Annotated in this window: 23 protein-coding genes; 10 read left to right on the top strand and 13 right to left on the bottom strand. The window is 64.2% G+C overall.

Features of this window, described 5'->3' with window-relative positions:
* Positions 1-83: 83 nt before the first annotated feature.
* From AC3WLP_RS05145 to gshB, 7 genes are all read right to left on the bottom strand, one after another.
* Positions 84-1,355 (bottom strand): dihydroorotase, encoded by a 1,272-nt coding sequence (locus AC3WLP_RS05145; RefSeq protein ID WP_088513305.1) that lies wholly within the window; start codon positions 1,353-1,355, stop codon positions 84-86.
* Entirely contained in the window at positions 1,352-2,356 is a 1,005-nt protein-coding gene (locus AC3WLP_RS05140; RefSeq protein ID WP_003249311.1) for an aspartate carbamoyltransferase catalytic subunit, read from the bottom strand. Before AC3WLP_RS05140 ends, AC3WLP_RS05145 begins: the two co-directional genes overlap by 4 nt.
* Before the next feature lie 12 nt (positions 2,357-2,368).
* Positions 2,369-2,887: a bifunctional pyr operon transcriptional regulator/uracil phosphoribosyltransferase PyrR gene (pyrR, locus tag AC3WLP_RS05135; RefSeq protein ID WP_003249313.1), complete on the bottom strand. Its 519-nt coding sequence runs from the start codon at positions 2,885-2,887 to the stop codon at positions 2,369-2,371.
* Between the two features lie 49 nt (positions 2,888-2,936).
* Positions 2,937-3,362, bottom strand: coding sequence for a Holliday junction resolvase RuvX (gene ruvX / locus AC3WLP_RS05130; protein WP_003249316.1), 426 nt, complete (start codon positions 3,360-3,362; stop codon positions 2,937-2,939).
* Positions 3,362-3,931, bottom strand: a complete 570-nt coding sequence (locus tag AC3WLP_RS05125) for a YqgE/AlgH family protein (RefSeq protein WP_003249318.1) — start codon at positions 3,929-3,931, stop codon at positions 3,362-3,364. Before AC3WLP_RS05125 ends, ruvX begins: the two co-directional genes overlap by 1 nt.
* Before the next feature lie 171 nt (positions 3,932-4,102).
* Positions 4,103-5,008 carry an energy transducer TonB gene (locus AC3WLP_RS05120; protein ID WP_014754675.1) on the bottom strand — a complete coding sequence of 302 codons (906 nt, stop codon included), beginning with the start codon at positions 5,006-5,008 and terminating at the stop codon, positions 4,103-4,105.
* 91 nt (positions 5,009-5,099) lie between these two features.
* Complete coding sequence (gshB, locus tag AC3WLP_RS05115) at positions 5,100-6,053, bottom strand: glutathione synthase (protein ID WP_088513304.1); 954 nt, start codon at positions 6,051-6,053, stop codon at positions 5,100-5,102.
* Between the two features lie 238 nt (positions 6,054-6,291).
* Here gshB and AC3WLP_RS05110 point away from each other — a divergent pair, with 238 nt between their 5' ends.
* From AC3WLP_RS05110 to trhA, 7 genes are all read left to right on the top strand, one after another.
* Positions 6,292-6,693 (top strand): response regulator, encoded by a 402-nt coding sequence (locus AC3WLP_RS05110; RefSeq protein WP_003249324.1) that lies wholly within the window; start codon positions 6,292-6,294, stop codon positions 6,691-6,693.
* 47 nt (positions 6,694-6,740) lie between these two features.
* Positions 6,741-7,106, top strand: a complete 366-nt coding sequence (gene pilH / locus AC3WLP_RS05105; protein WP_014592657.1) for a twitching motility response regulator PilH — start codon at positions 6,741-6,743, stop codon at positions 7,104-7,106.
* Positions 7,103-7,657, top strand: a complete 555-nt coding sequence (locus tag AC3WLP_RS05100; protein ID WP_014754673.1) for a chemotaxis protein CheW — start codon at positions 7,103-7,105, stop codon at positions 7,655-7,657. Before pilH ends, AC3WLP_RS05100 begins: the two co-directional genes overlap by 4 nt.
* A gap of 47 nt (positions 7,658-7,704) precedes the next feature.
* Positions 7,705-9,729, top strand: coding sequence for a methyl-accepting chemotaxis protein (locus AC3WLP_RS05095; protein WP_223817433.1), 2,025 nt, complete (start codon positions 7,705-7,707; stop codon positions 9,727-9,729).
* Positions 9,730-9,741: 12 nt separating this feature from the next.
* Positions 9,742-14,682, top strand: coding sequence for a hybrid sensor histidine kinase/response regulator (locus tag AC3WLP_RS05090; RefSeq protein WP_088513303.1), 4,941 nt, complete (start codon positions 9,742-9,744; stop codon positions 14,680-14,682).
* On the top strand, positions 14,675-15,148 hold the full coding sequence (locus AC3WLP_RS05085; RefSeq protein ID WP_014754670.1) for a chemotaxis protein CheW: 474 nt from the start codon (positions 14,675-14,677) through the stop codon (positions 15,146-15,148). The genes AC3WLP_RS05090 and AC3WLP_RS05085 overlap by 8 nt, the downstream gene beginning before the upstream one ends.
* A gap of 203 nt (positions 15,149-15,351) precedes the next feature.
* Positions 15,352-15,969: a PAQR family membrane homeostasis protein TrhA gene (gene trhA, locus AC3WLP_RS05080; RefSeq protein ID WP_014754668.1), complete on the top strand. Its 618-nt coding sequence runs from the start codon at positions 15,352-15,354 to the stop codon at positions 15,967-15,969.
* Here trhA and AC3WLP_RS05075 read toward each other — a convergent pair whose 3' ends face one another.
* From AC3WLP_RS05075 to AC3WLP_RS05065, 3 genes are all read right to left on the bottom strand, one after another.
* The gene (locus AC3WLP_RS05075) at positions 15,970-16,689 is read right to left on the bottom strand and encodes a 16S rRNA (uracil(1498)-N(3))-methyltransferase (protein ID WP_012053909.1); all 720 of its coding nucleotides are present in this window, start codon (positions 16,687-16,689) and stop codon (positions 15,970-15,972) included. It abuts the gene before it with no gap.
* Positions 16,690-16,837: 148 nt separating this feature from the next.
* Positions 16,838-18,244 (bottom strand): adenosylmethionine--8-amino-7-oxononanoate transaminase, encoded by a 1,407-nt coding sequence (locus tag AC3WLP_RS05070; protein WP_088513302.1) that lies wholly within the window; start codon positions 18,242-18,244, stop codon positions 16,838-16,840.
* A 79-nt stretch (positions 18,245-18,323) separates the two neighbouring features.
* Positions 18,324-18,815, bottom strand: coding sequence for a hypothetical protein (locus AC3WLP_RS05065; protein ID WP_003249344.1), 492 nt, complete (start codon positions 18,813-18,815; stop codon positions 18,324-18,326).
* Between the two features lie 209 nt (positions 18,816-19,024).
* Between AC3WLP_RS05065 and AC3WLP_RS05060 the strand changes: the two genes are divergently transcribed.
* From AC3WLP_RS05060 to AC3WLP_RS05050, 3 genes are all read left to right on the top strand, one after another.
* Positions 19,025-20,884, top strand: a complete 1,860-nt coding sequence (locus AC3WLP_RS05060) for a flavin monoamine oxidase family protein (protein WP_012053907.1) — start codon at positions 19,025-19,027, stop codon at positions 20,882-20,884.
* 199 nt (positions 20,885-21,083) lie between these two features.
* Positions 21,084-21,635 carry a cytochrome b gene (locus AC3WLP_RS05055; RefSeq protein WP_088513301.1) on the top strand — a complete coding sequence of 184 codons (552 nt, stop codon included), beginning with the start codon at positions 21,084-21,086 and terminating at the stop codon, positions 21,633-21,635.
* Positions 21,636-21,667: 32 nt separating this feature from the next.
* The gene (locus AC3WLP_RS05050) at positions 21,668-22,246 is read left to right on the top strand and encodes a YceI family protein (RefSeq protein WP_003249350.1); all 579 of its coding nucleotides are present in this window, start codon (positions 21,668-21,670) and stop codon (positions 22,244-22,246) included.
* A gap of 140 nt (positions 22,247-22,386) precedes the next feature.
* On the opposite strand, the gene rhlE2 is transcribed toward AC3WLP_RS05050, so the two are convergent.
* From rhlE2 to AC3WLP_RS05035, 3 genes are all read right to left on the bottom strand, one after another.
* The gene (gene rhlE2, locus AC3WLP_RS05045; RefSeq protein WP_012053905.1) at positions 22,387-24,270 is read right to left on the bottom strand and encodes an RNA helicase RhlE2; all 1,884 of its coding nucleotides are present in this window, start codon (positions 24,268-24,270) and stop codon (positions 22,387-22,389) included.
* A gap of 218 nt (positions 24,271-24,488) precedes the next feature.
* The gene (locus AC3WLP_RS05040; RefSeq protein ID WP_014754660.1) at positions 24,489-25,277 is read right to left on the bottom strand and encodes a substrate-binding periplasmic protein; all 789 of its coding nucleotides are present in this window, start codon (positions 25,275-25,277) and stop codon (positions 24,489-24,491) included.
* 165 nt (positions 25,278-25,442) lie between these two features.
* A complete protein-coding gene (locus AC3WLP_RS05035; protein WP_012053903.1) occupies positions 25,443-26,519 on the bottom strand; it encodes a hypothetical protein in 1,077 nt (358 codons plus the stop codon).
* Positions 26,520-26,558 lie beyond the last annotated feature (39 nt).

The raw sequence follows: 26,558 nt of genomic DNA, 5'->3' as shown, positions 1-26,558 counted from the left end.
CGTGTTCGCGGGCAAGCCCGCTCCCACAGGGAAGGCGCCAGCTTTTAGAAATTGAGCAAGACAGTTGCTCCCACAGGGGTTGCTCAGGCCTCGTGGCAGATGTGCCCATCGACCAAGGTATAACGCACTGCACCTGGCAGGCAGTGGCCGATGAACGGGCAGTTCTCGCCACGGGAGAACCATTGTTCGCCAGCAACGGTGGACGCTTGCGGGTCGAACAGCACCAGGTCGGCCGCGCCACCCACTTTCAGCTCCCCAGCCGGCAGGCGCAGGGCGGCAGCCGGGCCGCTGCTCAGGCGGGCCAGCAAGGTCGGCAGGTCGAGCAGGCCGTCTTGCACCAGGGTCATGGCCAGTGGCAGCAGCAACTCGACGCTGCTGATACCCGGCTCGGTGGCGCCGAACGGGGCCAGCTTGGCGTCGCGCTCGTGCGGCTGGTGGTGGCTGGAGATGGCCTGGATCACCCCCGACTTCACCGCCTCGCGCAATCCGTCACGGTCGGCAGCGGTGCGCAGCGGCGGCTGCACGTGGTACAGGCTGGAGAACTCGCGCAGCGACTCGTCCGTGAGGATCAGCTGGTACAGCGCTACATCGGCGGTCACAGGCAGGCCCAAGGCCTGGGCCTGGGCGATCAGCCGCGCGCCACGGGCGCTGGTGATCTGGCTGAAGTGCGCACGCACGCCGCTCTGTTCCACCAGCAGCAGGTTGCGCGCCAGGGCCACGGTTTCGGCGCTTTCCGGGATGCCCGGCAGCCCGAGGAAGCTGGCCATGGCACCTTCGTGGGCCAGGCCGCCCTGGGCCAGATCGCGGTCCTGGGAGTGGAACACCACCGTCAGGTCGAAGGTGGCGGCATACTCCAGGGCGCGGGCCAGGGTACGGTTGTTGGGGATTTCCTTCAGGCCGTTGCCAAACGCTACGCAACCGGTGTCACGCAGGGCCACCAGTTCGGCCAGTTGCTCACCCTCCAGGCCCTTGGTCAGGGCGCCGACCGGGTAGACCTTGCTGTTGGCGGCTTCGCGGGCGCGGTCAAGGATAAGTTCGGCTACCGCCGAGGTGTCCAGCACCGGCTTGGTCTGCGGCGGGCAGCACAGGCTGGTAACACCGCCGGCAACGGCAGCGCGGGTTTCACTGGCGATGTTGCCTTTGCGGCTGTAACCCGGCTCGCGCAGGGACACGCCCAGGTCGACCAGGCCGGGCGCAGCGACCAGGCCATCAGCCTGGATCGTGCGGCTGGCGCTGAAACCAGCCGGTGCGGCGCCGATGGCGACAATGCGGCCGCCGTCCAGGTGCAGGTCGGTGACCTGGTCCAGGCCACTGTTGGGGTCGATCACCCGGACGCCAAGAATACTGATGGTCACTGGGCATTCTCCTGGTCCAATTGACGTTGCGCGTTCTGCCCGCTCATGGCCATGGACAGCACGGCCATGCGCACGGCGATACCGTAGGTGACCTGGTTGAGGATCACCGAGTGCTTGCCATCGGCAACCGCCGACTCGATTTCTACGCCACGGTTGATCGGGCCCGGGTGCATGACGATGGCGTCAGGCTTGGCCCCGGCCAGGCGCGCGGTCGTCAGGCCGAACAGGCGGTAGAACTCGCCTTCACTGGGCAGCAGGCCACCGGCCATGCGCTCACGCTGCAGGCGCAGCATGATCACCACGTCGACGTCTTTCAGGCCTTCGGCGAGGTCGGTGTAGACCTTCACGCCGTACTGCTCGATACCGATCGGGATCAGGGTTTTCGGCCCGATCACACGGATGTCCGGGCAACCCAGCGCTTTGAGCGCGAGCATGTCGGAACGGGCCACACGCGAGTGCAGGATGTCGCCGACGATCGCCACGGACAGGTTTTCGAAGCTGCCTTTGTGACGGCGGATGGTGAGCATGTCGAGCATGCCCTGGGTCGGGTGCGCGTGGCGGCCGTCACCGCCGTTGATCACGGCCACTTCCGGGCACACGTGCTCGGCGATGAAGTGCGCGGCGCCGGAGTCGGAGTGGCGTACGACGAACATGTCGGCGGCCATGGCTTCGAGGTTGCGCAGGGTGTCGAACAGGGTTTCGCCCTTGCTGGTCGAGGAGGTCGACACGTTCAGGCTGATCACGTCGGCCGACAGGCGCTGGGCTGCCAGTTCGAAGGTGGTACGGGTACGGGTCGAGTTCTCGAAGAACACGTTGCACACAGTCTTGCCGCGCAGCAACGGGACTTTTTTCACAGCCCGGGCACCGACTTCCAGGAAGGAGTCGGCGGTGTCGAGGATCTCGGTGAGCAGTTCGCGAGGCAAACCGTCAAGCGAGAGAAAGTGGCGCAGCTGGCCCTGATCATTGAGCTGCAGCGGGCGCTTGGCGTCGATTGGCGTCATCGCGGGGGACTCTTAAAGGGCGGAAGCGGAGGCGAGGTCCTGGCGCTCGAGGGCGAGCGGTGCGGGTCCGGTCAATTTTACCCGTTCATGGGCACCCAGCGACAGGGTGGCGCCGAGCACGTTCGGGCGAATCGGCAGTTCGCCGGCATCCAGGTCCAGCAGGCAGACCAGGGTGACGCTGGCCGGGCGGCCGTAATCGAACAGTTCGTTGAGCGCCGCGCGGATGGTGCGACCGCTCATCAGCACGTCATCCACCAGCACCAGGTGCTGGCCTTCGACTTCGAACGGCAACTCGGACGGGCGCACTTGTGGGTGCAGACCGTTCTGGCTGAAGTCGTCACGGTAGAACGACACGTCCAGGGTGCCCATTGGGCTGGTGTCGCCCATGGCATCCTGCAGGGCCTGGGCAACCCAGACGCCGCCGGTGCGGATACCGATGTAACGGGGCTCGGTGATTGCCCGGCGCGCCAGGTGGGCACGAAGGTCGACAGCCATCTGCCGGATCAGCTCGGCGGGATTGGGTAGGCTCATTGCGGGCTCCTCGGAAGGGTGCGCCGGGTGGACCCGGCGGCAAAGATGATCAGGTATTGGCCTCCAGCCAGCCTTGCAGCAGCAAGGCAGCGGCAATGGCATCGACCGGATTGTCGCGGTAGCTGCCACGCTGGCCGCCACGGGCCATGCGCTCGCCTTTGGCCTCGAAGGTGGTCAGGCGCTCGTCGTGCGTGTGCACGGGCAGGTTGAAGCGGCCGTTCAGGCGGCGGGCGAACTTTTCGGCGCGGGCGCTCATCTCGCTGGGCGTACCGTCCATGTTCAGCGGCAGGCCGACGACAATGGCATCTGGCTTCCATTCGGCAATCAGCTTTTCCACCTGGGCCCAGTCCGGTACGCCGTTCTGCGCCTTCAGGGTGCACAGTTCGCGGGCCTGGCCGGTAATCACCTGGCCGACGGCCACGCCGATCTGTTTGCTGCCATAGTCGAAGCCCAGCAGCAGGCGTAGCTCAGCCATCAGGCGTGGCCCGCCTGGCTGGTCAGCAGGTGCAGGTTGATCCCCAGGCTGGCGGCCGCAGCCTCAAGGCGCAGGTCGCTGGCCATACCGAAGACGATTTCCGGGTCGAACGGGCAGTTCAGCCAGGCGTTGTCGGCCAGTTCCGCTTCCAGTTGGCCCGCTTCCCAACCGGCATAGCCCAAGGTGATCAGGCTCTGTTTCGGGCCCACACCGGCGGCGATAGCCAGCAATATGTCCTGTGACGTGGTCAGCGACAGCCCTTCCAGCGCCACGCTGGCCTGGAAACTGCACTCGCTGCTGTGCAGCACGAAGCCGCGGTCGGTTTGTACCGGGCCACCCTGGTAGATCGGCACCTGCAAGGTGCTGGCCGGCGGCGTTTCGTCCGGGCGCAGCTGCTCGAGGATGTCGGCCAGGCTCAGTTCCTGTGGTCGGTTGACCACCAGGCCCATGGCGCCATGCTCATTGTGCTCGACGATATACGTGAGGGTCTGGGCGAAGTTCGGATCGGCCATGTGCGGCATGGCGATCAGGAACTGGTGCTTGAGGTAGCTGGGTGCGAGGGTTTTCATGGGGGATAGTGTGGCGCCAGGTGGCGAGACTGACAAGGTGGGCTTTGTGTCGCTTGTGCCGGTCCCCCTTCGCGGGCATGTCCGCTCCCGCCGGTACTCCACAGGCTTCAGCGCCGGTGAGCAACCTGTGGGAGCGGGCGTGCCCGCGAAGAGGCCGGAACAGGCAGGAAATCAGTTACTGGACAAACGGTCCCCACGGGCAAAGCGCCAGGTGCGGATGATCTCCAGCCGGTCGAACTCGGCCAGATCACCGGTAAACGGTGCAAACGGCGCGGCCAGCCGCACGATGCGCTGCGCCGCCTGATCCAGCACGGGCTGCCCGGACGATTCCAGCACCAGTACCTCGTACAGCGAGCCATCGCGGTTGATCGACACCATCATGCGCAAGTTGCCGTAGATCTGCTGTCGGCGTGCTTCATCGGGGTAGTTCAGGTTACCCACGCGCTCGACCTTCTTGCGCCACTCTTCCTTGTACCAGGCGCCCTTGTCGCGCATGGTCGACGCGGCGTTCAGGCGATGGATGCGTGGGCGCTTGGCGTACATTTGCTGCTCGTTGGACAGCTCCGCCTCCAGGCTGGCGATCTGGCTGGACAACTGCGAGCTGTCGAAGTCCGGCGCCGGTGTGGCTGGCTTGGGCTGTGCTTTGCTTTCCTTGGGTTTGGGTTCGACCTTGTGCGGCTTGGGCGCAGTAGTCACCACCGCCGACTTTTTCGGGGTAGGGGGTGGTACCACCTCGGGCCTGGCCGCAGGCGGTGGGGTGATTTTGTTGATCTTGCTGTCCTGGAACGGCGCCAGCTCGGTGGTCTTGGGCACCGCTTTCTTGTCCAGGGTGCCGCTGCCTTGCTGGTTGTCCTGGGCCTGGAAGTCAGCCTTCTCGGGCGGTTTCTCGCTCTTGAAGGTGGCCAGGGTGATGTCCATGGTGTGGCGGATTTCGGCAGGCTTGACCACGGTGAAACCGACGCCAAGGATCAGCGCCAGGTGCACCAGCGCAGCCAGGAACAGGGTGAAGCCAAGCCGGTCCGCAGGGCGAACACGGGGAGGCAGCAGGTCGGCAGGGACGTCAGCGGGCAGCGTCATCAGGTATCCAGCAACCGCAGGGCGGGGCAGCAGCTCAGTCGAATAGGACCGGCATCATACCCCACTCTACGGCTTTACTTCGCGTTGGCTGTCAGCGTGCCTTGAGCTTGCGATCAATGGCATCCATCAGTTTGCCACCGATATCGGTGTTGTAGGCGGCATCGATCTCGCGGATACAGGTGGGGCTGGTGACGTTGATTTCGGTGAGGTAGTCGCCGATCACGTCCAGGCCAACGAACAGCAGGCCCTTCTCGCGCAGCGTCGGGCCGACCTGGGCGGCGATCCAGCGGTCGCGCTCGGTCAGTGGGCGGGCTTCGCCACGCCCGCCCGCGGCCAGGTTGCCACGGGTTTCGCCGCTGGCCGGGATGCGTGCCAGGCAATACTCCACTGGCTCGCCATCGATCATCAGGATGCGCTTGTCGCCGTCCTTGATTGCCGGCAGGTAGGCTTGGGCCATGATCTGCTGGGTGCCCAGTGCGGTCAGGGTTTCCAGGATCACCGACAGGTTGGGGTCGCCCGCCCGGTGACGGAAGATCGACGTACCGCCCATGCCATCCAGTGGCTTTAGGATCACGTCGGCATGCTTGGCGGTGAATTCGCGAAGGATGTCCGGGCGGCGGCTGACCAGGGTCGGGGTGGTGCATTGCGGGAACAGCGTGGCGAACATCTTCTCGTTGCAGTCGCGCAGGCTTTGCGGGCGGTTTACCACCAGTACGCCGTCGTTCTCGGCTTGTTCCAGCAGGTAAGTGCTATAGACGAACTCCATGTCGAAGGGCGGGTCCTTGCGCATCAGGATCACGTCCAGCTCGGCCAGCGGGCTGTCCTGCTCCTCGCCCAGTTCGAACCAGCGTGCAGGGTCGGCAAACACCGTCAGCGGGCGCATGCGGGCGCGTGCCTTGCCTTCGCCCTGGTACAGGTCTTGCTGTTCCATGTAGAACAAGCTCCAGCCGCGTGCCTGGGCGGCCAGCAGCATGGCCAGCGAGCTGTCCTTCTTGTAGGAGATGGACGCGATGGGGTCCATTACAATGCCGAGGCGAACGCTCATGGGGGGTCCTCTTGGCGGCAGGTGGCCGCGGTGGATCGAAAGAAAAGTGGCTCAGGGTGGCGCCGGGAACGCCGCCGGTCAAGGGGCGCGGCAGATGGAATGGCCACCCGGAGTGTGCTAAAAATGCAGCTGCAAGCCTTGAGCTACAAGCCTCAAGAAAAGAGCATCCATGCGCCGAGCTGCTTTCTTGCAGCTTGCCGCTAGCAACTTGCGGCTTCAATCCTACTGGTAGGCGTCTATGGAACAACCCCTGAAGGTGATGGTGATCGACGATTCCCGCACGATCCGCCGCACCGCGCAGATGTTGCTCGGTGAAGCGGGCTGCGAGGTAATCACCGCCAGCGATGGCTTCGATGCCCTGGCCAAGATCGTCGACCATCAGCCCAGCATCATTTTTGTCGATGTGCTGATGCCACGCCTGGACGGCTACCAGACCTGCGCGGTAATCAAGCACAACAGTGCCTTCAAGGACACCCCGGTTATCCTGCTGTCGTCCCGCGATGGGCTGTTCGACAAGGCCCGCGGCCGGGTGGTCGGTTCCGATCAGTTCCTGACCAAACCGTTCAGCAAGGAAGAACTGCTCGATGCGATCCGCGCCCATGTGCCCGGGTTCGCCACACCTCAACAACACGCACCCTGACCGAGCCCCGCCATGGCGCGGTCCTACTTTCCTGATGGGGAAACAGCATGGCCCGAGTTCTGATTGTCGACGACTCGCCGACAGAGATGTACAGATTGACCGAATGGCTGGAAAAGCACGGCTACCAGGTGCTCAAGGCCAGCAACGGTGCCGACGGCGTGGCCCTGGCCCGGCAGGACAAGCCCGACGCGGTGCTGATGGACATTGTCATGCCTGGCATGAACGGCTTCCAGGCCACCCGCCAGCTCAGCAAGGACCCGGAAACCAGCGCTATTCCAGTGATCGTGGTAACCACCAAGGACCAGGAAACCGACCGTATCTGGGCCACGCGCCAGGGTGCCCGTGACTTCCTGACCAAACCGGTGGAAGAGGAGGCGCTGATCGCCAAGCTCAAAGAAGTGCTGGGGGCTTGACCACCCGCCCGCAAGGCGCGTCGCTGACCGCCTTTGAGTTGTTGCTGGACATCGACCGGCGCTGCCGCCTGCTGGTCGCCGACCAGCCGCCGCAGGACAACCGCGTGCAGCAGTGGAGCGGCATTGGCTTTCGCATTGCCGGGCAGTGGTTCGTCGCGCCCATGGGCGAAGTGGCCGAGGTGCTGCGCGAGCCGCGCAGTAGCCGCGTCCCCGGCGTGCAGCCGTGGGTGTGCGGGGTGGCCAACCTGCGTGGCCGGCTGTTGCCGGTGATGGACCTGAGCTGCTTCTTCGGCCTGGGCCACGCCGCACCGGGCAAGCAGCGGCGAGTGCTGGTGCTGGATCACGACGACCTGTTCGTCGGCTTGCTGGTCGACGAGGTGCTGGGCCTTCAGCACTTTGCCCTCGACAGCCTGCAGCTGTCGCCGCCGCAGCCGCTGATCCCTGCCGCTGCACGCTTTGTGCAGGGGCATTTTCCGCGTGAACGTAACTGGGCGATCTTCAGCCCCTTTGCCTTGGCCCAGGCGCCAGGCTTTCTCGATGTGGCGTTATAGGACCTGCGAACGTGAACAAGCCTGCCACCCCCGTCACTGCCACCACCGTGAGCCCACGTACCCGCAGCATCGCGCAGATCACCGTGCTGTTCCTGATCCTGATCCTTTCGATCATCTTGCTGTTCGCCAACTTTGCTTACCTGAATACCCAATCCAACTACGACAAGCAGTACATCGGCCATGCCGGCGAGCTGCGCGTGCTGTCGCAGCGTATCGCCAAGAACGCCACCGAGGCGGCCACCGGCAAGGCCCTGGCTTTCAAGCTGCTGTCGGATGCACGCAATGATTTCGAACGGCGCTGGGGCTACCTGCGCCAGGGTGACAAGTCCACTGGCCTGCCGCCTGCGCCACCTTCGGTGCGTGACGAGATGGAATCGGTACGCCGCGACTGGGAAAACCTGCGCAAGAACACCGACATCATCCTGGCCAGCGAGCAGACCGTGCTGTCGCTGCACCAGGTGGCAGCGACCCTGGCCGAGACCGTGCCGCAGTTGCAGGTGGAATACGAAAAAGTGGTCGAGATCCTGCTGCAGAGCGGTGCCCCGGCCAATCAGGTTGCAGTGGCCCAGCGCCAGTTGTTGCTGGCCGAACGCATCCTTGGCTCGGTCAACACCGTGCTGGCCGGTGACGACAGCGCCGCCCAGGCGGCCGATGCCTTCGGCCGTGACGCCGGGCGCTTTGGCCAGGTGCTGGAGGGCATGCTCAATGGCAATGCGACAATCCAGATAACCCGCGTCGAGGACGCCGATGCGCGTGCGCGGCTGGCCGAAATCGCCGAGTTGTTCCAGTTCGTTGCCGGTTCGGTGGATGAAATCCTCGAAACCTCGCCCGAACTGTTCCGTGTGCGGGAGGCTGCGGGCAACATCTTCAGCCTTTCGCAAACCCTGCTCGACGAAGCGTCGCACCTGGCGAACGGTTTCGAGAACCTGGCTGGCGGGCGCACCCTCGACACCGTTGGCGGCTATGCCCTGGGGCTGCTGGCGCTGGCCTCGATCATCCTCATCGGCCTGGTCATGGTGCGCACCACCAACCGCCAACTGCGCGAGACTGCAGAAAAGAACGAACGCAACCAGCAGGCCATCATGCGCCTGCTCGACGAAATCGAAGAGCTGGCAGATGGCGACCTGACGGTGACCGTATCGGTGACTGAAGATTTTACCGGCGCCATTGCCGACTCGATCAACTATTCCGTGGACCAGTTGCGCGACCTGGTCGCCACCATCAACCACAGTGCAATGCAGGTCGCTGCCGCTGTGCAGGACACGCAGAACACTGCGCGGCAACTGGCCAAGGCCTCCGAGCACCAGGCTGCACAGATCAGCGAGGCGTCCGAGGCGGTGGGCGACATGGTCGAGTCGATCGATCGGGTTTCGGCGCATGCTTACGAATCGGCCAAGGTGGCCGAGCGTTCGGTGGCCATCGCCAACAAGGGCAACGAGGTGGTGCACAACACCATCAACGGCATGGACAACATTCGCGAGCAAATCCAGGACACCGCCAAGCGGATCAAGCGTCTGGGCGAGTCCTCCCAGGAAATCGGCGACATCGTCAGCCTGATCGACGACATTGCCGACCAGACCAACATTCTTGCCCTGAACGCCGCTATCCAGGCCTCGCTGGCCGGTGAGGCCGGCCGCGGATTTGCCGTGGTTGCCGACGAGGTGCAGCGCCTGGCTGAGCGCTCATCGTCTGCCACCCGCCAGATCGAGGCGCTGGTGCGTACCATCCAGGCCGATACCAACGAAGCGGTGATCTCCATGGAGCAGACCACCGCCGAAGTGGTGCGTGGCGCACGCCTGGCCCAGGATGCCGGGGTGGCGCTGGCCGAGATCGAAGGGGTATCGCAGAACCTCGCCGACCTTATCCACAGCATCTCCGACGCTGCCCAGTTGCAGACCTCGTCGGCCGGGCAGATCTCCCACACCATGGCGGTGATCCAGCAGATTACCGCGCAAACCTCTGCCGGCTCCGGTGCCACCGCCGACAGCATCCGCCACTTGGCCCGCATGGCCAGCGAGATGCGCCGTTCGGTGTCCGGTTTCACCCTGCCACCACCGACCGAGCCGCGTTAAGGAATAGTGACCATGGCTTCTGCAGTAAGCCCCGAGCGTCACGAAACAGTGGCGCTGGCCTGGACCAAGGCCGCCATCCTCGATTGCCTGGGCCAGGCACGGCAGGCGCTGGAGCGCTTTGCCGGCGAGACGGGCGACCTGTCGATGATGGCTTTCGTGGTCGACAACCTGCACCAGGTGCACGGCTGCCTGCGCATGCTCGAACTGCGCGGCGCCACGCGCCTGGCCGAGGAGCTGGAGCTGTTTGCCAAGGCGTTGGCCGACGGCCAGGTCAGCCCCCGGGGTGATTGCCTGGGCGCATTGTTCCGCGGCCTGGAGCAGTTGCCCTCGTACCTGGAGCGGTTGCGCGGTGCCCGCCACGACCTGCCACTGGTCATGCTGCCGTTGCTCAACCAGCTGCGTGCCTGCCGTGGGGAGGAACCGCTGGCCCAGGCCAGCCTGATGACCGGCGCCGCCCAACGCTTCGCGGGTGACGATGATCTTGCCAACCTCGACCTGTCGCTGGGCAACTGGCGTGACCAACTGCAGGCCGGGTCGGGGCGCGATGCGCTGCGTTCGGTGGTGACTGCACTGTGCGATGACTTGATGCGCATCAAGGAGCGGCTGGACCAGTTCGGGCGCGGCGACCGTCAGCACCGCGAACAGCTCGATGCGCTGCTGGCGCCGTTGCGCCACGTGGCTGACACCCTGGCGGTACTGGGCTTTCAGCAACCGCGGCGGGTGATCATCGACCAGGTGCTGGCGTTGCAGGCATTGGCTCAGGGCGAGCGGGCGGTGGACGACGCGGTGTTGATGGACGTGGCGGGGGCCCTGCTGTACGTGGAGGCCTCCCTGAACGGCATGGTCGGCCCTTTGGAGGAAAACGGCCAAGGCAGCCTGCCGGGCTCGGACCTGGCCGAGATACGCCAGCTGGTGCTGAATGAATCGCTGAACGTGTTGCAGCAGGCCAAGGATCTGATCGGCGATTACCTGGAGTCCGACTGGCCGCGGCAACGTCTGCAGCCCTTGCCGGGGCTGTTGCAGCAGATTCGCGGGGCACTGGCCATGTTGATGCTGCCCGCCGTGGCCGAGCTGTTTGTCGGCTGCGCAAGCTATGTGCAGCGTTGGTTGCAGCACCTGGAGGAAGAGCCGCCGGTTGATGAGCTGACGCACTTGGCTGAGGCGCTGAGCGCTGCCGAATGCTACCTGCAATGGCGGGCAGCCGACCCGCTGGCCGATGGCCAACCCTTTATCGAGATGGCGCGGGCCAGCTTGGCGGCGCTGGGTGTGCAGTGCGCGGTGGTTGGGGCCAGCGCAGACCTGGACGGCAGTGGCGACGGCATCGATGACGAGCTTCGCGAGGTGTTCCTTGATGAAGCGGGCGAGCTGCTGCCGGAAATCGAGCGCCACTGGCTGCGCTGGCGTGCCGACAACCAGCAGCGCGAGGCGCTGGGCGAAGTGCGTCGCGCGCTGCATACACTCAAAGGCAGTGGCCGCATGGTGCATGCCGAGGCGGTGGCTGAACTGGCCTGGGGCGCCGAGCACCTGCTGAACCGGGTGCTCGAGGGCCGCAGCGTGCTCACCCCGGAAGGGGTTGTAGCGCTGCAGCAGGTGTTCGTTCACCTGCCTGACTTGCTGGCCGACTTTGCCGCCGGCCAGTTGCCGCAACTGACTGAAATCGAGCAATTGGCCGGGCACCTGCACAGCCTGGCCGAAAACGATGCCCCGGCGGCTGCCGGTGTCGATGGCCTCGATCCGCAGTTGCTGGGCATTTTTCGTACCGAGGCGCAGGGCCATCTGGCCAGCCTTGAGGTTTATCTGCAAAGCGCCGGCGGCCAAGACACGCCGGTCAGTGATGACTTGCAGCGTGCCTTGCACACGCTCAAAGGCAGTGCCGCCATGGCCGGGGTGATGCCGGTCGCCGAACTGGCCACCGCCTTCGACCGCCTGGCCCGTGAATACAAGGGTCATCAACTGCCACTGCAAATGGCCGAGATGGAGTGGCTGGAAGCTGCGCGGTCGTTGTTCCATCTGGGCTTGGCGCAACTCGATAGCACACCGCTGGCCGCCATTCCCGGCGCCGCGGAACTGATCGAGCAGGTGGGCCAGGCCGTGGACGGCCGCCTGGCCAGTCTGCATGAAGACTCGCACCCTGCCGGCCGCAGCAAGCGTGATCCGCAGTTGGTCGCCAGCTTCCTGGCGCAGGCCATGGACATTCTGCTCGATGCAGAGACGTTGTTGTCGCGCTGGCAGCAACAGCCCGCCCAGCGCGACGCACTGGATAACCTGCTCGACCAGATGACCACCCTAGGGCACGCTGCGCACCTGGCCGACCTGTGGCAGATGGATGAGGTGTGCGAGGCGTTGCTGGACCTGTATGGCGCGGTGGAGGAGGGCAGCCTGCCTGCCGATTCCCGCTTCTTCAGCCAGGCCCAGCGGGCCCATGAGGCCTTGCTGGACATGCTGGACGAAGTGGCGGCCGGGCAGGATATTCCACCCCGCCCGGAGCTGGTCGACAGCCTGCGCAACCTGCTGGACCAGGCCCTGGCGCCGGATGCCACCGGCCTGGTGGGCATCGATACGGTCACACCGCTGCACCCGGACATGGACCTGGCCGATACCTTGGGGCTGCCGCACCCGCCGTTGCAGCCGCAGGTGGCAGAGCCGCTTGCCGAGGCGCCGGAAAGCCCCGGCGAAGAGCTGCTGGAAGTGTTCCTGGAAGAAAGCTCGGACATCGTCGAGAGCGCCGCGGCGGCTCTGGCGCGCTGGCAGGCCGACCCGCGCAGCAGCGTCGAGGTGGACAACCTGATGCGCGACCTGCACACCCTCAAAGGCGTGGCGCGCATGGTCGAAATCACCCCGATCGGCGACCTGGCCCACGAACTGGAGTTCCTCTACGAGTTGTTGGCTGCGGGTAGATTGCCGCCAAGCGCGCCACTGTTCGCACTGCTGCAGAACTGCCACGACCGGCTGGCGCATATGCTTGACGCTGTGCGCCTGGGGCAGCCGCTGCATGCCGCCACGGCGCTGATCGACTACATTCGCAACTTCAGCAGCGCCGCACTGACAGACACTGCCGCAGGCCAGGGGCCGCCAGAAGCTGCAACCGCCGAAGTTCCGGCAGCAGCACCAGAGCGGGCACCGGGTGACATGGTCAAGGTCGACGCCGAGCTGCTCGACGACCTGGGTAACCTGGCCGGCGAGCACTCGATCATCCGTGGGCGCATCGAGCAGCAGGTCAACGACGCGCAGTTCGCCCTCAACGAGATGGAGACCACACTCGAGCGCATGCGTGATCAGTTGCTGCGTCTGGATGTCGAGACCCAGGGGCGAATCTCCAGCCGGCAGCAGTTCGAAGGCGATGCCTATGACGACTTCGACCCGCTGGAAATGGACCGCCACTCCCAGCTGCAGCAGCTGTCACGGGCCCTCTTCGAGTCTGCCTCGGACCTGCTCGACCTGAAGGAGACCCTGGCTCAGCGCGCTCAGGAGGCCTACAGCCTGCTGCAGCAGCAGGCGCGGGTGAACAGCCAGTTGCAGGAGGGCCTGACTGCCACCCTGATGGTGCCGTTCGAGCGCCTGGTGCCGCGCTTGCAGCGCGTGGTGCGGCAGGTGGCCAGCGAGCTGGGCAAGCAGGTGGAACTGGTGGTTGGCAATGCCGAGGGCGAACTGGACCGCAGTGTGCTGGAACGTATGGTGGCGCCGCTGGAGCATATGCTGCGCAACGCCGTTGACCACGGCCTGGAAAGCCGCGCAATGCGCCTGGCCGCCGGCAAGCCGGAGCAGGGCACCATTCACCTGAATTTGCTGCATGAGGGCGCCGATATCGTCATCGAAATGACGGATGATGGTGCTGGCGTGCCTCTGGAAGCAGTGCGGCGCAAGGCCATCAAGCGCGGCCTATTGGACCCGCAGGCGCAGTTGAGTGACCACGAAATCCTGCAGTTCATCCTGCGGCCAGGCTTTTCCACCGCCGAAAAGATTACCCAGATTTCCGGGCGCGGGCTGGGCATGGATGTGGTGCACGAGGAGGTCAAGCAACTGGGTGGCTCGATGAGTATCGAGTCGGCGCAGGGCAAGGGGGCGCGTTTCCTGATCCGCCTGCCGTTCACCGTGTCGATCAACCGTGCGCTGATGGTGCACCTGGGCGATGAGCAGTACGCCATTCCGCTCAATACCATCGAGGGCATTGTCCGCGTGCCACCTGCCGAGCTTGCGGCGTGCTACCAGCTGGACTCGCCGCGCTATGTCTATGCCGGCCACGAATACGAGCTGCGCTACCTGGGCGAGTTGCTGCAAGGCCTGCCGCGCCCGGCGCTGCTTGGGCAAAGTGTGCCGTTGCCGGTGCTGCTGGTGCATTCCAAGGAGCAGTCGTTTGCCATCCAGGCCGACAGCCTGTCGCCCAGCCGCGAGATCGTGGTGAAAAGCCTGGGGCCGCAGTTTGCCGCGGTTGCCGGGTTATCGGGGGCGACACTGCTGGGCGATGGCCGGGTGGTGCTGATTCTTGACCTGCTGGGCCAGCTGCGCGGCCAGCAGCGACGGCTGGCCCGCTTGCCCGGTGGCGGTAGCCAACGCCAGTTGCTTGGCCCGGCACCGCGCCGTGCCTTGCTGGTGATGGTGGTGGACGATTCGGTAACCGTACGCAAGGTTACCAGCCGCCTGCTGGAGCGCCACGGCATGAGCGTGCTCACAGCCAAGGATGGCGTCGATGCCATGGCCCTGCTGGAAGAGCACCGGCCCGACGTGTTGTTGCTGGACATTGAAATGCCGCGCATGGACGGCTTCGAGGTGGCCACACGCATCCGCCGTGACGCACGGTTGAAAGACTTGCCGATCATCATGATCACCTCGCGTACTGGGCAGAAGCACCGGGACCGCGCCATGGTCATCGGTGTCAACGAATACCTGGGCAAGCCGTACCAGGAGTCGCTGCTGTTGCAGAGCATCGCCCATTGGAGCCAGGCCCATGCTTGAACTGATTTCCGGCCAACGCAGCAGCCTGACCGGGCTGTTGCTACCGTTGGGGGACCGCACGCTGGTGTTGCCCAACGTGGCGGTGGCCGAGTTGAGCGGGCAGCGTAACCTGGTGTGCCAGCATGGCGACCCCGCCTGGCACCTGGGGTGGATCAACTGGCGTCAGCAACGCCTGCCGTTGATCGGTTTCGAGGCCGCATGCGGTGGTGAGACACCGTGCGGCGAGCGGGCTCGCGTGGTGGTGCTCAATGCGTTGGGCGATACCGGTTTGCGGTACCTGGCGCTGTTGCTGCAGGACATTCCGCGCTCGTGCAAGCTCGACAGCCAGCTGAACTACGTGGATGTGGCGTTGGGCAGGTTGGAGCTGGCGGCGGTGCAGGTGGGTGAGCAGGTGGCGCGGGTGCCGGACCTGGTCGCCTTGGAAAGGCTGGTGCGTGACGCGGATCTGCAACCTGATCTTGGTTAGGATGTGAGGCGCAGGGCCTGGTCGTCTGGGGTGGGGACTTGTGTCGCGATAGGGCTGCGCAGCAGCCCCGGCGGTTCATGCAGTGGCAATGACAGCCTGGGGCCGCTTCGCGCCCCCTTCGCGACACAAGGCCGCTCCCACAAAGAACGAAGCCATCAGCATCACAACAGGAACCCTGCCCACCTCAGGAGGTCTGTGTTTGCATGTATTACGGTGAACGCTTCAACGCCTGGACCCACCTGGTCGGTGCCGTCCTCGCTGCTATTGGTGCCATCTGGCTGATCGTGGCCGCGGGCCTGCAAGGCGACCCGTGGAAGATCGTCAGCTTCTCCATCTACGGCGGCACGCTGCTGTTGCTGTACAGCATCTCCACCCTGTACCACAGCACCCGTGGGCGGGCGAAAGTGATCATGCGCAAGCTCGACCACCTCTCGATCTATCTGCTGATTGCCGGCAGCTACACGCCGTTTTGCCTGGTCAGCCTGCGCGGCCCGTGGGGATGGAGCCTGTTCGGCGTGGTCTGGGGGCTGGCGATCATCGGCATGTTGCAAGAGATCAAGCCGCGCTCCGAGGCGCGGATCCTCTCGATCATCATCTACGCGGTGATGGGCTGGATCGTGCTGGTGGCAGTCAAGCCACTGCTGAACTCGCTGGGCACTGCCGGCTTCGCCTGGCTGGCTGCCGGCGGCGTGTTCTACACCGTCGGCATCATCTTCTTCGCCTTCGACAGCCGCTTCCGCCACTGGCATGGCATCTGGCACCTGTTCGTGATCGCTGGCAGCCTGATGCACTTCGTGGCGGTGTCGTTCTACGTGCGCTAGTTAAAAATCGCCCCACAACTGCTGTGCCACCGACAGCGCCACCACCGGCGCGGTCTCGGTGCGCAGCACGCGCGGGCCAAGGCGTGCTGCGTGGAAGCCGGCGGCTTTGGCCTGCTCGACTTCGGCCTCGCTAAGGCCGCCTTCGGGGCCGATCACGAAGGCCAGTGTTGCGGGCTTTTCATGGCTGGTGAGCGGCTCGGCCACCGGGTGCAGGACCAGTTTCAGGTCAGCCTTGGTGCTGCTCAACCATTCGGCCAGAGGCACGGGTGGGTGAATGACTGGCAAGGTAGAACGCCCGCATTGTTCACAGGCGCTGATCGCCACTTGGCGCCAGTGGGCCAGGCGCTTGTCGGCGCGTTCGTCTTTCAGGCGCACTTCGCAGCGTTCGCTGACGATCGGGGTGATTTCGTTGGCACCAAGCTCAGTGGCCTTCTGGATCGCCCAGTCCATGCGCTCGCCACGGGAGAGGCCCTGGCCCAGGTGCACATGCAGCGGTGAATCGGCCTGGCCGGCAAAGGCCTGGTCAAGGCTGACGCGGACAGTTTTCTTGCCCACCTCGAGCAACTGACCACGGTATTCCTGGCCGCTGCCATCGAACAGCTGCACGGCGTCGCCGGGTGCCATGCGCAGCACGCGGCCAATGTAATGGGCCTGGGCCTCGGGCAGGTCGTGCTCGCCAAGGCTCAGGGGGGCGTCGATGAAGAAGCGGGACAGTCTCATGGGTTTGCTCGGTAAATAGAGAGACGCAGATCCCCTGTGGGAGCGGGCGTGCCCGCGAATCAGGCGCCGCGGTGCCTGGCAAGGGCTTCGCCCTTGTTCGCGGGCTCGCCCGCTCCCACAGGAAAAGTGGTGTGGCGAATTGCCGGGCCTAGCCCGGGTCGCGGAAGTCGGGGTGGAAGTTGGCCGGCACTGCGACACTGATGCTATCGCGGGTGGCGATATCAATGCCTTCGCTGGCCACTTCGGCAAGGAAGTCGATCTGCTCCGGGGTGATCACGTACGGCGGCAGGAAATACACCACGCTGCCCAGCGGTCGCAGCAGGGCGCCGCGGGTCAGGGCGTGCTCGAACACCTTCAGGCCACGGCGCTCCTGCCAGGGGTAGGCAACCTTGCCTGCCTTGTCTTGAACCATTTCGATGGCCAGGGCCATGCCAGTCTGGCGTATTTCGGCAACATGAGCATGATCGGCCAAATGTGCAGTGGCTGTGGCCATGCGCGTGGCCAGGGCCTTGTTGGCCTCGATCACGTTGTCCTGCTCGAAGATATCCAGGGTCGCCAGCGCTGCAGCGCACGCCAGCGGGTTGCCGGTGTAGCTGTGCGAGTGCAGGAACGCGCGCAGTGTCGGGTAGTCGTCGTAGAACGCCTGGTACACCTTGTCGGTGGTCAGGCAGGCGGCCAGCGGCAGGTAGCCGCCGGTCAGGGCCTTGGACAGGCACAGGAAATCCGGGCGGATGCCGGCTTGCTCGCAGGCGAACATCGTGCCGGTGCGGCCGAAGCCCACGGCGATCTCGTCATGGATCAGATGCACGTCGTAGCGGTCGCAGGCCTCGCGCAACAACTTGAGGTACACCGGGTGGTACATGCGCATGCCACCGGCACCCTGTATCAGCGGCTCGACGATCACGGCGCTGATCGAGGTGTGGTGTTCGGCCAGGGTCTGCTCCATGGCCTGGAACATGTTGCGCGAGTGCTCTTCCCAGCTCATGCCCTCGGGGCGCAGGTAGCAGTCAGGGCTTGGCACCTTGAGGGTGTCGAGCAGCAGCGCCTTGTAGGTTTCGGTGAACAGCGGCACATCACCCACCGACATGGCGGCAATGGTTTCGCCATGGTAGCTGTTGGTCAGGGTGACGAAGCGCTTCTTGTCCGGTTTGCCGATGTTCTGCCAGTAGTGGAAGCTCATCTTCAGCGCCACCTCGATGCACGACGAGCCATTGTCGGCATAGAATACCCGGTCGAGACCGGCCGGGGTCATGGCGACCAGGCGCTCGGACAGCTCGATCACTGGCTGATGACTGAAACCGGCCAGGATCACGTGCTCGAGCTGGTCGACCTGGTCCTTGATGCGCTGGTTGATGCGCGGGTTGGCATGGCCGAAGACGTTGACCCACCAACTGCTCACCGCATCCAGATAGCGTTTGCCCTCGAAGTCTTCCAGCCACACGCCTTCGCCGCGCTTGATCGGGATCAGCGGCAGCTGCTCGTGGTCTTTCATCTGGGTACAGGGGTGCCACAGGACCTTGAGGTCGCGTTGCATCCACTGATCATTGAGGCCCATGGGCACTTCTCCTGGCTTTGCGGCGTGGTTCGACCGCGTAAGCCTAAGCAATGCCGCAGGGCAGAACAACCGCTGCCGTTCAATGGCGGTGGGTGCCGGTCCATTCCAGCTTGCGGATATGCACGGTGCCGGCGTGCGAGGTGGAGATGGTCAGGCGCCGAAAGGGGCCGTCAATCACCTGGTAGTAGGGGTGTGTAGCGATCGGGCCCGGGCGAGCGTCCCGGAAGCCGCTACCTTCGAGGGTGAGCCAGTAAAAAATGCGAGGGGATGGCGCAACCAGGTCATAGTCGATGTTCTCGGCATCGAACAACATGTGCAGGTCTTCGCTCAGAAAGTCGCTGACTACGTAGTATTCCAGCCGCAGGGACTCGACCTCTTGAGCGAACGCAATCGAAATTTCGCTGTGTTCACCAATGACCAGCTCGGTACCGTCCTCGCCCTTGAAGGCTTCGTGAAAGCCGATCCAGGACGTGCTGCTGGCGTGGAAGCTCAGGCCTGAGGCTGTGCGAAGTGTCTGCCTGTGTAACAGAAGCTGCCGCTCCACTTGGTTGAAACGCTCCTCGAAGATCATGCGCAGCCCCCCCTGGCGGGCTTTTGGCCATCTTCGCCAGCTTCGTCTACCACCCTGTGACATGGCTACTGGCAAAAATGTCAGTTGCCAAAAGGACTTGATGTCACTGCGCTGGCAGGGTGACCGGACCTGACGTATTCTTAACGCATCTTCCCGGGGCATTCCTGCCTCTCCCCGTTTCTGTAACCTCTGACTCGGAGTTCGCCGACATGGCTGCTGCTTGGGTGCGCCTGTGCGCGTTGGTATTGATTGGTGTCTCCAGCGGCGCTGCGCTGGCAAAAGACAAGACGCCCACGGCGATTGTCGTGGGGGGTGGCCTGGCAGGCCTGACGGCAGCCTACGAGCTGCAGAACAAAGGCTGGCAGGTGACCCTGCTGGAGGCCAAGGCGGGCATGGGCGGGCGTTCGGGCCTGGCCACCAGCGAGTGGATCGGCAACGCCAAGGCACAGCCGGTGCTCAACCAGTACCTCGACCGTTTCAAGCTTGAAACACTGCCGGCGCCCGAGTTCGTGCGTACCCCGGGTTACTTGATTGACGGCGAATACTTCAGCGCCAGCGATCTGGCCACCAAGCAACCGGCCACTGCTGAGGCGCTCAAACGTTACGAGAAAACCCTTGATGACCTGGCCCGTTCGATCGATGACCCGCTGAACCCGCAGGCAACCAGCACGCTGTTCGCCCTTGACCAGATCAACGTCTCCACCTGGCTGGACAAACTGCAACTGCCGGCCACCGCCCGTCAGTTGATCAATCAGCAGATCCGCACCCGCTACGATGAACCGTCGCGCCTGTCGCTGCTGTACTTCGCCCAGCAGAACCGCGTGTACCGCGGCGTCAGCGACCGCGACCTGCGCGCCGCGCGCCTGCCCGGTGGCAGCCCGGTGCTGGCCCAGGCTTTCGTCAAGCAGTTGAAAACCATCAAGACCAGCTCGCCGGTTACCGCCATTGTCCAGGACAAGGATGGTGTCACGGTAAAAGTCGGCAGCGTCGGCTACAAGGCGGATTATCTGGTCATGGCTGTGCCCCTGCGCGCGCTGGCCAAGATTCAGATGACCCCTGGCCTGGACAGCCAACACCTGGCGGCGCTCAAGGGCACCAATTATGGTTGGCGCGACCAGATCATGCTCAAGTTCAAGAAACCCGTATGGGAAAGCCGCGCACGCATGTCGGGCGAAATCTTCAGTAACGCCGGCCTCGGCATGCTGTGGGTCGAGCCGGCGCTCAAGGGTGGTGCCAATGTGGTGATCAACCTGTCCGGCGATAACGCTCGCCTGCTGCAGGCCTTTGGTGAAAAGCAGATGGTCGACCAGGTGCTGATCCGTCTGCATGCGTTCTACCCACAGGCCCGTGGTGCTTTCACCGGTTACGAGGTCAAGCGATACAGCGCGGACGCTGGCACGGGTGGTGCCTACCTGGCCTACGGCCCGGGGCAGATCAGCAAATACTGGCGCCTGTGGGAACGTCCGGTGCAGCGCATGACCTTTGCCGGTGAGCACACGGATGCCCTGTATCCGGGCACTCTGGAAGGCGCCCTGCGCAGTGGCCAGCGTGCGGCCAGCCAGGCACAGGACCTGTTGGCCGGCAAGTCGTTCGACCCGGCCAAGGCGCTGCCGGTTGCGGCGGCGGCAGGTGCGGTGGCCGCCAAGGAGAGCAAGGGCGGATTCTTCTCCAATATGTTCGGCGGTTCGTCCGACAAGGGCGACAAAGCTGACAAGGCGCCGGCCAAAGCTGAGCCTAAGCAGGCCGAAGAGGCCAAGCAGGACAAGCCAGGCTTCTTCAAGCGCCTGTTTGGCGGGGCGCAAACGCCAGAGGCGAAGGCTGAGCCAATTGCCAAGGCTGAGGAAGTGGCGCCTGCACCTGCGCCCGCTCCACAGGCAGCTCCGGCTCCTGCAGCACCTGCGCCTGTGGCCAAGGAAACGGCTGCCAAGCCTGCGGCAACCAAAGCCGCTCCCGCCAAGCATGCGCCCGCGCACAAGCCAGCCCACAAGCCTGCCGAGACGAAGAAGGCGACAGCCAAGTCGGAGCCTGCGAAGAAGGCTGTAACCAATACCCAGGCCAAGGCGGGCTGATCGATCGACAGTGTCGGCCTGTTCGCAGCCTAAGGGCCGACACTGCAACCCGAACTCTCCTACTATCGTTAATGTTTTCTTAATGGTCAGCTAACAGAATAAATATCGGATTCCTCGATAATCCAAAGCAATTTTTTCCGCTTTTCTTCGATACGTTACGCGTTAGTCTGTGCATAGCTTTCACGGGGAAACACGCAACATGCAACTGCGCAATTCACCTTCTCGCTACGGCGTGGTCAGCATCATCCTGCACTGGGGCGTGGCGCTGGCAGTTTTCGGCCTGTTCGGCCTGGGCCTGTGGATGGTCGGCCTCGACTACTACAGCCCTTGGCGCAAAGCTGGCCCGGACCTGCACAAGAGCATCGGCCTGGTGCTGCTGGCGGTGATGCTGCTGCGGGTAGTCTGGCGTTTCATCAGCCCGCCACCACCGGCACCCACCAACCACGGCGCAATCACACGCCTGGCGGCCAAGCTGGGCCACCTGGCCCTGTACCTTGGGCTGTTTGCGGTGATGGTTGCCGGTTACCTGATTTCCACCGCCGACGGCGTCGGCATTCCGGTGTTCGACCTGTTCGAAGTGCCGGCACTGATCAGCGACCTGCCTGACCAGGCAGATGTGGCGGGTGTGGTTCATTTGTGGCTGGCTTGGGGGCTGGTGATTTTTGCCGTGCTGCATGCCCTTGCCGCGCTCAAGCATCATTTCATCGACCGTGACGCGACCCTGACTCGCATGCTGGGCCGTAAAGCTTGACTCTCAACCTCAATTACACAGGAAGGAACAGGATGTTGAAAAAGACTTTTGCCGCTCTGGCGCTCGGTACCGCTCTGCTCTCTGCTGGCCAGGCCATGGCTGCCGAGTACAAGATCGACAAGGAAGGCCAGCACGCGTTCGTTGACTGGAAAATCAGCCACCTGGGCTACAGCTTCATCCACGGTACTTTCAAGGATTTCGACGGCAACTTCAGCTGGGACAGTGCCAAGCCTGAAGCCAGCAAGATTAGCGTCGACTTGAAAACTGCCAGCCTGTGGTCGAATCACGCCGAGCGTGACAAGCACATCGCCAGCGCCGACTTCCTCGACGTGAAGAAGTACCCGGACGCCAAATTCGTTTCCACCAGCGTCAAGTCGACTGGCGACAAGACTGCTGACGTGACTGGCGACCTGACCATGCACGGTGTCACCAAACCGGTGACGTTCAAAGCTACCTTCAACGGTGAAGGCAAGGACCCATGGGGTGGTGAGCGCGCAGGCTTCAACGCCACCACAACGCTGAACCTGAACGACTTCGGCATCAAAGGCCCAGGCGCTACTTCGCAGACCCTGGACCTGGATATCAGTGTTGAAGGTGTGAAGCAGAAGTAATTTCTGCTGGCTGAAGACCGAGGGGGCCGCTTTGCGGCCCTATCACGACACAAGGCCGCTCCCGCAGAGAATTTCTTGATCTCTGCAGGAGCGGCCTTGTGTCGTGATAGGGCTGCCAAGCAGCCCCCTCGGTACTTCTATCAGCCCTTGCGGGTCAGCAGCGCCGGGCGCTCACCGCGTGGGCGGCTTGGCAGGTCATCCAGTTGCTCAGGCGTCGGGAAGCGGTCCAGTTTGGACTCCTTGCGAATGATCACTGGCTGTTTTTCCGGCTGACGCGGGTTGCGCACGGCCGGCTCTTGCCGGGCAGCATCGTCACGCGCAGGGCGACCACGGCCACCGCCGCCATCACGACGGGCACCGCCACCGTTGTTGGCGCGGGGCGGGCGTTTTTCTCCGCCACCACTGCGTGGCTGGCCGCCATTGCGGGCTTGGCCTTGGCCGCCAGCGTTGCTGCGTTGACCATTGCCTTGCCCCTGACCTTGGCCAGCACCACCTGGGCGACGGTTGCGGCCCTGGTTTTTGCCCTGGTACGGACTGACATAGTCGGCGCGGTTACCGAAGTTATCGACCTCGTCGTCCAGGAACTCTTCCGGGTCGCGGTCTGCTGGCGGTTTCGGCACGCCGTTATTGCTGGCCTGCTGTGGGCGTGGCTTCTTGTCACGCGGCTTGCGCGGCTGCTGCTGCTTGTCGCCGCTCTTTTCCTTGTCGTCCGGCTTGGCCGCAGCTTGCTGCCTGGCTTTGCCTTTGTCCTTGCCTTTGTCCTTGCGGCCGCCGTTGCTGTCTTTGGCACCTTCGCCGCGGGCTTGCTGGTTGCGGCCTCCGCGGCCGTTGTTTTGCGGGCGCTCGCGTGTTTCAGGCTTCTCGGCTTCGACCTGGCTGGCGTCGAAGCCCATCAGGTCGCCATCCGCGATGCGCTGCTTGGTCACCCGCTCGATGCTCTTGAGCAGCTTCTCTTCATCTGGCGCGACCAGGGAAATAGCTTCGCCCGAACGACCGGCACGGCCGGTACGGCCAATGCGGTGGACGTAGTCCTCCTCGACATTCGGCAGCTCGAAGTTGACAACGTGGGGCAACTGGTCGATGTCCAGGCCGCGGGCAGCGATGTCGGTGGCGACCAGTACGCGCACGCTGTTGGCCTTGAAGTCGGCCAAAGCCTTGGTGCGGGCGTTCTGGCTCTTGTTGCCGTGGATCGCGGCGGCGGTCAGGCCTTGCTTTTCCAGGTACTCGGCCAGGCGGTTGGCACCGTGCTTGGTTCGGGTGAACACCAACACCTGTTCCCAGGCGCCCAAGGTGATCAGGTGCGCCAGCAGGGCACGCTTGTGGCTGGCAGGCAGCCGGTACACCCGCTGCTCGATACGCTCGACGGTGGTGTTCGGCGGGGTGACCTCGATACGCTCCGGGTTGTGCAGGAGCTTGTCGGCGAGGTCGGTGATGTCCTTGGAGAAGGTGGCCGAGAAAAGCAGGTTCTGCCGCTTGGCCGGCAGGCGGGCGAGCACCTTCTTGACGTCGTGGATGAAGCCCATGTCGAGCATGCGATCGGCTTCATCAAGTACCAGGATTTCCACGTGGGCGAGGTCGACCTTGCCTTGGCCGGCCAGGTCGAGCAGGCGGCCTGGGCAGGCGACCAGTACATCAACGCCTTTGGCAATGGCCTGGATCTGCGGGTTCATGCCAACGCCGCCGAAGATGCAGGCGCTGACCAGTGGCAGGTCACGGGCATAGACTTTGAAACTGTCATGCACCTGGGCTGCCAGTTCGCGGGTCGGTGTCAGGACCAGTACGCGAGGCTGGCGCGGGCCATGGCGCTGCGATTTGTCGGGATGGCCGGCCGGGAACAGGCGCTCGAGAATCGGCAGGGCGAAGCCGCCGGTTTTACCCGTACCTGTCTGTGCGGCAACCATCAGGTCGCGGCCTTGCAACACGGCGGGAATGGCCCGCTGTTGCACGGGGGTCGGCTGGGTGTAGCCCGCAGCCTCGATAGCGCGGACAAGAGCCTCGGAGAGACCGAGGGAAGCAAAGGACATGGGCGATCCTGTTCTCGTGTGGGCTGGGCCCGTTGGGATGTTCTGCCTGGCGCGACGGGCATCGGTGAAATGCGATCGCGTCCGGTCCAGCTGGGCTTTCACTGCACATCCGGGAAACGGAGGCTGGACGCGAAGGGGCGTCGGTACCGATCGGGATGCCTGTTGCGAGGCCGAGCGTCCGGGCGTGAGCCGGGCGGGAAGGCCCGAGTATAACAGAGCTATCGCGCTGTGCTGCTTTCCTGCTGCTCAACGGCGTTGAGAATGTTTCCAGTGTCGCTTGTATAGCGGTTGCTGATCGCTGCGTAGGCCGGTTCCTGCTTGAACCGCTGCAGCTCTTCGGCAAAGGCCACGGCCAGTGCTTCGCGCCCAGGCTTGCGCACCAGGCCCAAATACTGTGCCTGGCGGCTGACTACCAGCGGCAGTTCTTCGACTTGCTGTTGCAGGCCGAGCTGGCGGAGCAGGTAATGCCCGACCCTGCGGTCGGTGATCGCCAGGTCGATACGGCCCAGCACCAGCTTGCCGAAGTTGGCTTCGTGGGTGGGTGCGGCTTCGCGCTTGAAGTGCGGGGCCTCGGTGAACGCTTGACCGTAGGCGTAGCCGGGCGATGTGCCGACGGTGAGGCCGGCGAGGTCGTCCAGGTGGGTGACGGCATGGCGGCGCGTGCGGCTTTGGAACAGGACGAATTCGACCTCCGACATGGGTTCGGAGCCGTACACCATGTAGGGTTGGCGCGCGTCCGTCTGGAAAATGTCGAGAATGCCATCGGCAAGGCCCTGCTCAGCCATCGCCAAGCAGCGCTTCCAAGGCAGGAATTGCCACTCCACCTCGACGCCGAGGCGTGCGAAGACCTGGCTGGCGACTTCGTAGTCGATGCCGCGCGGTTGGCCGTTGTGCTGAAACACATAAGGTGCCCAGTCGTCGGTTACCAGGCGCAAGCGTTCGCCCAGAGCCAACGGGCTCAGGCAAACGAGCAGGAGGATCCAGAACAGACGGGCGATATGTGGCATGGCCGGAGATTACGCGCTCGGCCGGTATACGGTAAAGGCATGCACGATGTAGGAGCGGGCGTGCCCGCGAACACCGGCGAAGCCGGTGCCAACGATCGGGTTGCTCTCTTCGCGGGCGCGCCCGCTCCCATAAAGCCGCGCAAGACAATGAATTTTGCGGGCACATCAGGCGTGAGTGGTTCGCAGCAGATGCGCCTCGATATCCTTGCGCCGCTCGCCCAGCGATAGCCGTAGCCCCGGATGGCGCAGGCACTGACGCAGCCGCTCGGGCTCCATGTAGCCGTAGCGGTCATTGAGGTTTTCCAGGGCCTTGTCCCACCAGGCGGACGCGCAGGCGCGGTCAAACTCATTGGGGTAGGGGTAGCAGCCATAGAGCAATTCGCGGGCGAACTGGCGCTCGTGGCTGGGCAGGGTCAGGCTCAGCGCCTTGTAACCCAAACGGTGGAGGGTGGGTGGCCGCGGCAGTTGGTCGTTGACCCGCGCAACGTCGGCCAGGGCCGAGGGGCTGAGTGGGTCGTGGTCGTGCTTGCGCAGCCAGGCCTGGATCTTGGCGCGGAACTGCGCCTTCCGGCTCCAGTAGTGATGGATGACATCGGTACACTCGGCCAGCTCCAGGTTGCGGTAGGCCGCTACTGCCAGGCAGAACTCCTCAAGGGTATAGGCCTCGCGAGCCAAGGGGTAGAATTCGTCCATCATGGCGATGGAGCGGTCCAGGGTGCCGCAGTCCTCGGCAGTGAGGCCGATAACGCCGGAATTGATGAGCGGCATCTGGCAGTCGGCCAGTCCCCGGGACTCGAGAAGGGTCAGCAGGTTCTTGTACAACAGGCACTTCTGGTTAGCGCCGTAGCGTGTGCCGATAGCGTTGCACAGCAGGCGGTTGGGCGCTACACGGGCGAACAGGTGCAACGGCGAAGTGCGGAAGAAGGTGTCTGTGTCGATCAGCACTGCCAGCGGGTGTTGCTGCAGTACCTGGCGCAACAGCACATGCTTGCTGCGAAAGTGATAACCGTGCGGGGCATTCCATGCCTGGCGCGTGGCCTCGTCCAGCAGGTGGACGGTGACGGGCAGCTTGGCGTAGGGCTGCGCATTGTCGGTGTAAACCTGGATGTCCATGGCCTCGCCGGCTGCGCTGCCCAACTGGGCGAGGGCGCTGACGATGCTGAAGCAGGCTTCCTGATGGTAGGTTGCCGGGCCAAAAGCCAGGTATACAAGCTGTGGGCGCGAAGGTTGGGTGTGCTGCATGGCAGGCAAGACCTGTTTAACCCGAAAATGAATAAGGCT

The sequence above is a fragment of the Pseudomonas sp. FW305-E2 genome (assembly GCF_058782925.1).
The sequence above is the reverse complement of the archived record's forward strand: the minus strand, read 5'-3'. Positions and strand labels throughout refer to the sequence as shown.

Coding starts and splice junctions, on each gene's coding strand:
- AC3WLP_RS05140 (WP_003249311.1), bottom strand. CDS start 2,356: ATGACGCCAATCGACGCCAAGCGCCCGCTGCAGCTCAATGATCAGGGC.
- pyrR (WP_003249313.1), bottom strand. CDS start 2,887: ATGAGCCTACCCAATCCCGCCGAGCTGATCCGGCAGATGGCTGTCGAC.
- ruvX (WP_003249316.1), bottom strand. CDS start 3,362: ATGGCTGAGCTACGCCTGCTGCTGGGCTTCGACTATGGCAGCAAACAG.
- AC3WLP_RS05125 (WP_003249318.1), bottom strand. CDS start 3,931: ATGAAAACCCTCGCACCCAGCTACCTCAAGCACCAGTTCCTGATCGCC.
- AC3WLP_RS05120 (WP_014754675.1), bottom strand. CDS start 5,008: ATGACGCTGCCCGCTGACGTCCCTGCCGACCTGCTGCCTCCCCGTGTT.
- gshB (WP_088513304.1), bottom strand. CDS start 6,053: ATGAGCGTTCGCCTCGGCATTGTAATGGACCCCATCGCGTCCATCTCC.
- AC3WLP_RS05110 (WP_003249324.1), top strand. CDS start 6,292: ATGGAACAACCCCTGAAGGTGATGGTGATCGACGATTCCCGCACGATC.
- pilH (WP_014592657.1), top strand. CDS start 6,741: ATGGCCCGAGTTCTGATTGTCGACGACTCGCCGACAGAGATGTACAGA.
- AC3WLP_RS05090 (WP_088513303.1), top strand. CDS start 9,742: ATGGCTTCTGCAGTAAGCCCCGAGCGTCACGAAACAGTGGCGCTGGCC.
- AC3WLP_RS05085 (WP_014754670.1), top strand. CDS start 14,675: ATGCTTGAACTGATTTCCGGCCAACGCAGCAGCCTGACCGGGCTGTTG.
- trhA (WP_014754668.1), top strand. CDS start 15,352: ATGTATTACGGTGAACGCTTCAACGCCTGGACCCACCTGGTCGGTGCC.
- AC3WLP_RS05075 (WP_012053909.1), bottom strand. CDS start 16,689: ATGAGACTGTCCCGCTTCTTCATCGACGCCCCCCTGAGCCTTGGCGAG.
- AC3WLP_RS05070 (WP_088513302.1), bottom strand. CDS start 18,244: ATGGGCCTCAATGATCAGTGGATGCAACGCGACCTCAAGGTCCTGTGG.
- AC3WLP_RS05065 (WP_003249344.1), bottom strand. CDS start 18,815: ATGATCTTCGAGGAGCGTTTCAACCAAGTGGAGCGGCAGCTTCTGTTA.
- AC3WLP_RS05060 (WP_012053907.1), top strand. CDS start 19,025: ATGGCTGCTGCTTGGGTGCGCCTGTGCGCGTTGGTATTGATTGGTGTC.
- AC3WLP_RS05055 (WP_088513301.1), top strand. CDS start 21,084: ATGCAACTGCGCAATTCACCTTCTCGCTACGGCGTGGTCAGCATCATC.
- AC3WLP_RS05050 (WP_003249350.1), top strand. CDS start 21,668: ATGTTGAAAAAGACTTTTGCCGCTCTGGCGCTCGGTACCGCTCTGCTC.
- rhlE2 (WP_012053905.1), bottom strand. CDS start 24,270: ATGTCCTTTGCTTCCCTCGGTCTCTCCGAGGCTCTTGTCCGCGCTATC.
- AC3WLP_RS05040 (WP_014754660.1), bottom strand. CDS start 25,277: ATGCCACATATCGCCCGTCTGTTCTGGATCCTCCTGCTCGTTTGCCTG.
- AC3WLP_RS05035 (WP_012053903.1), bottom strand. CDS start 26,519: ATGCAGCACACCCAACCTTCGCGCCCACAGCTTGTATACCTGGCTTTT.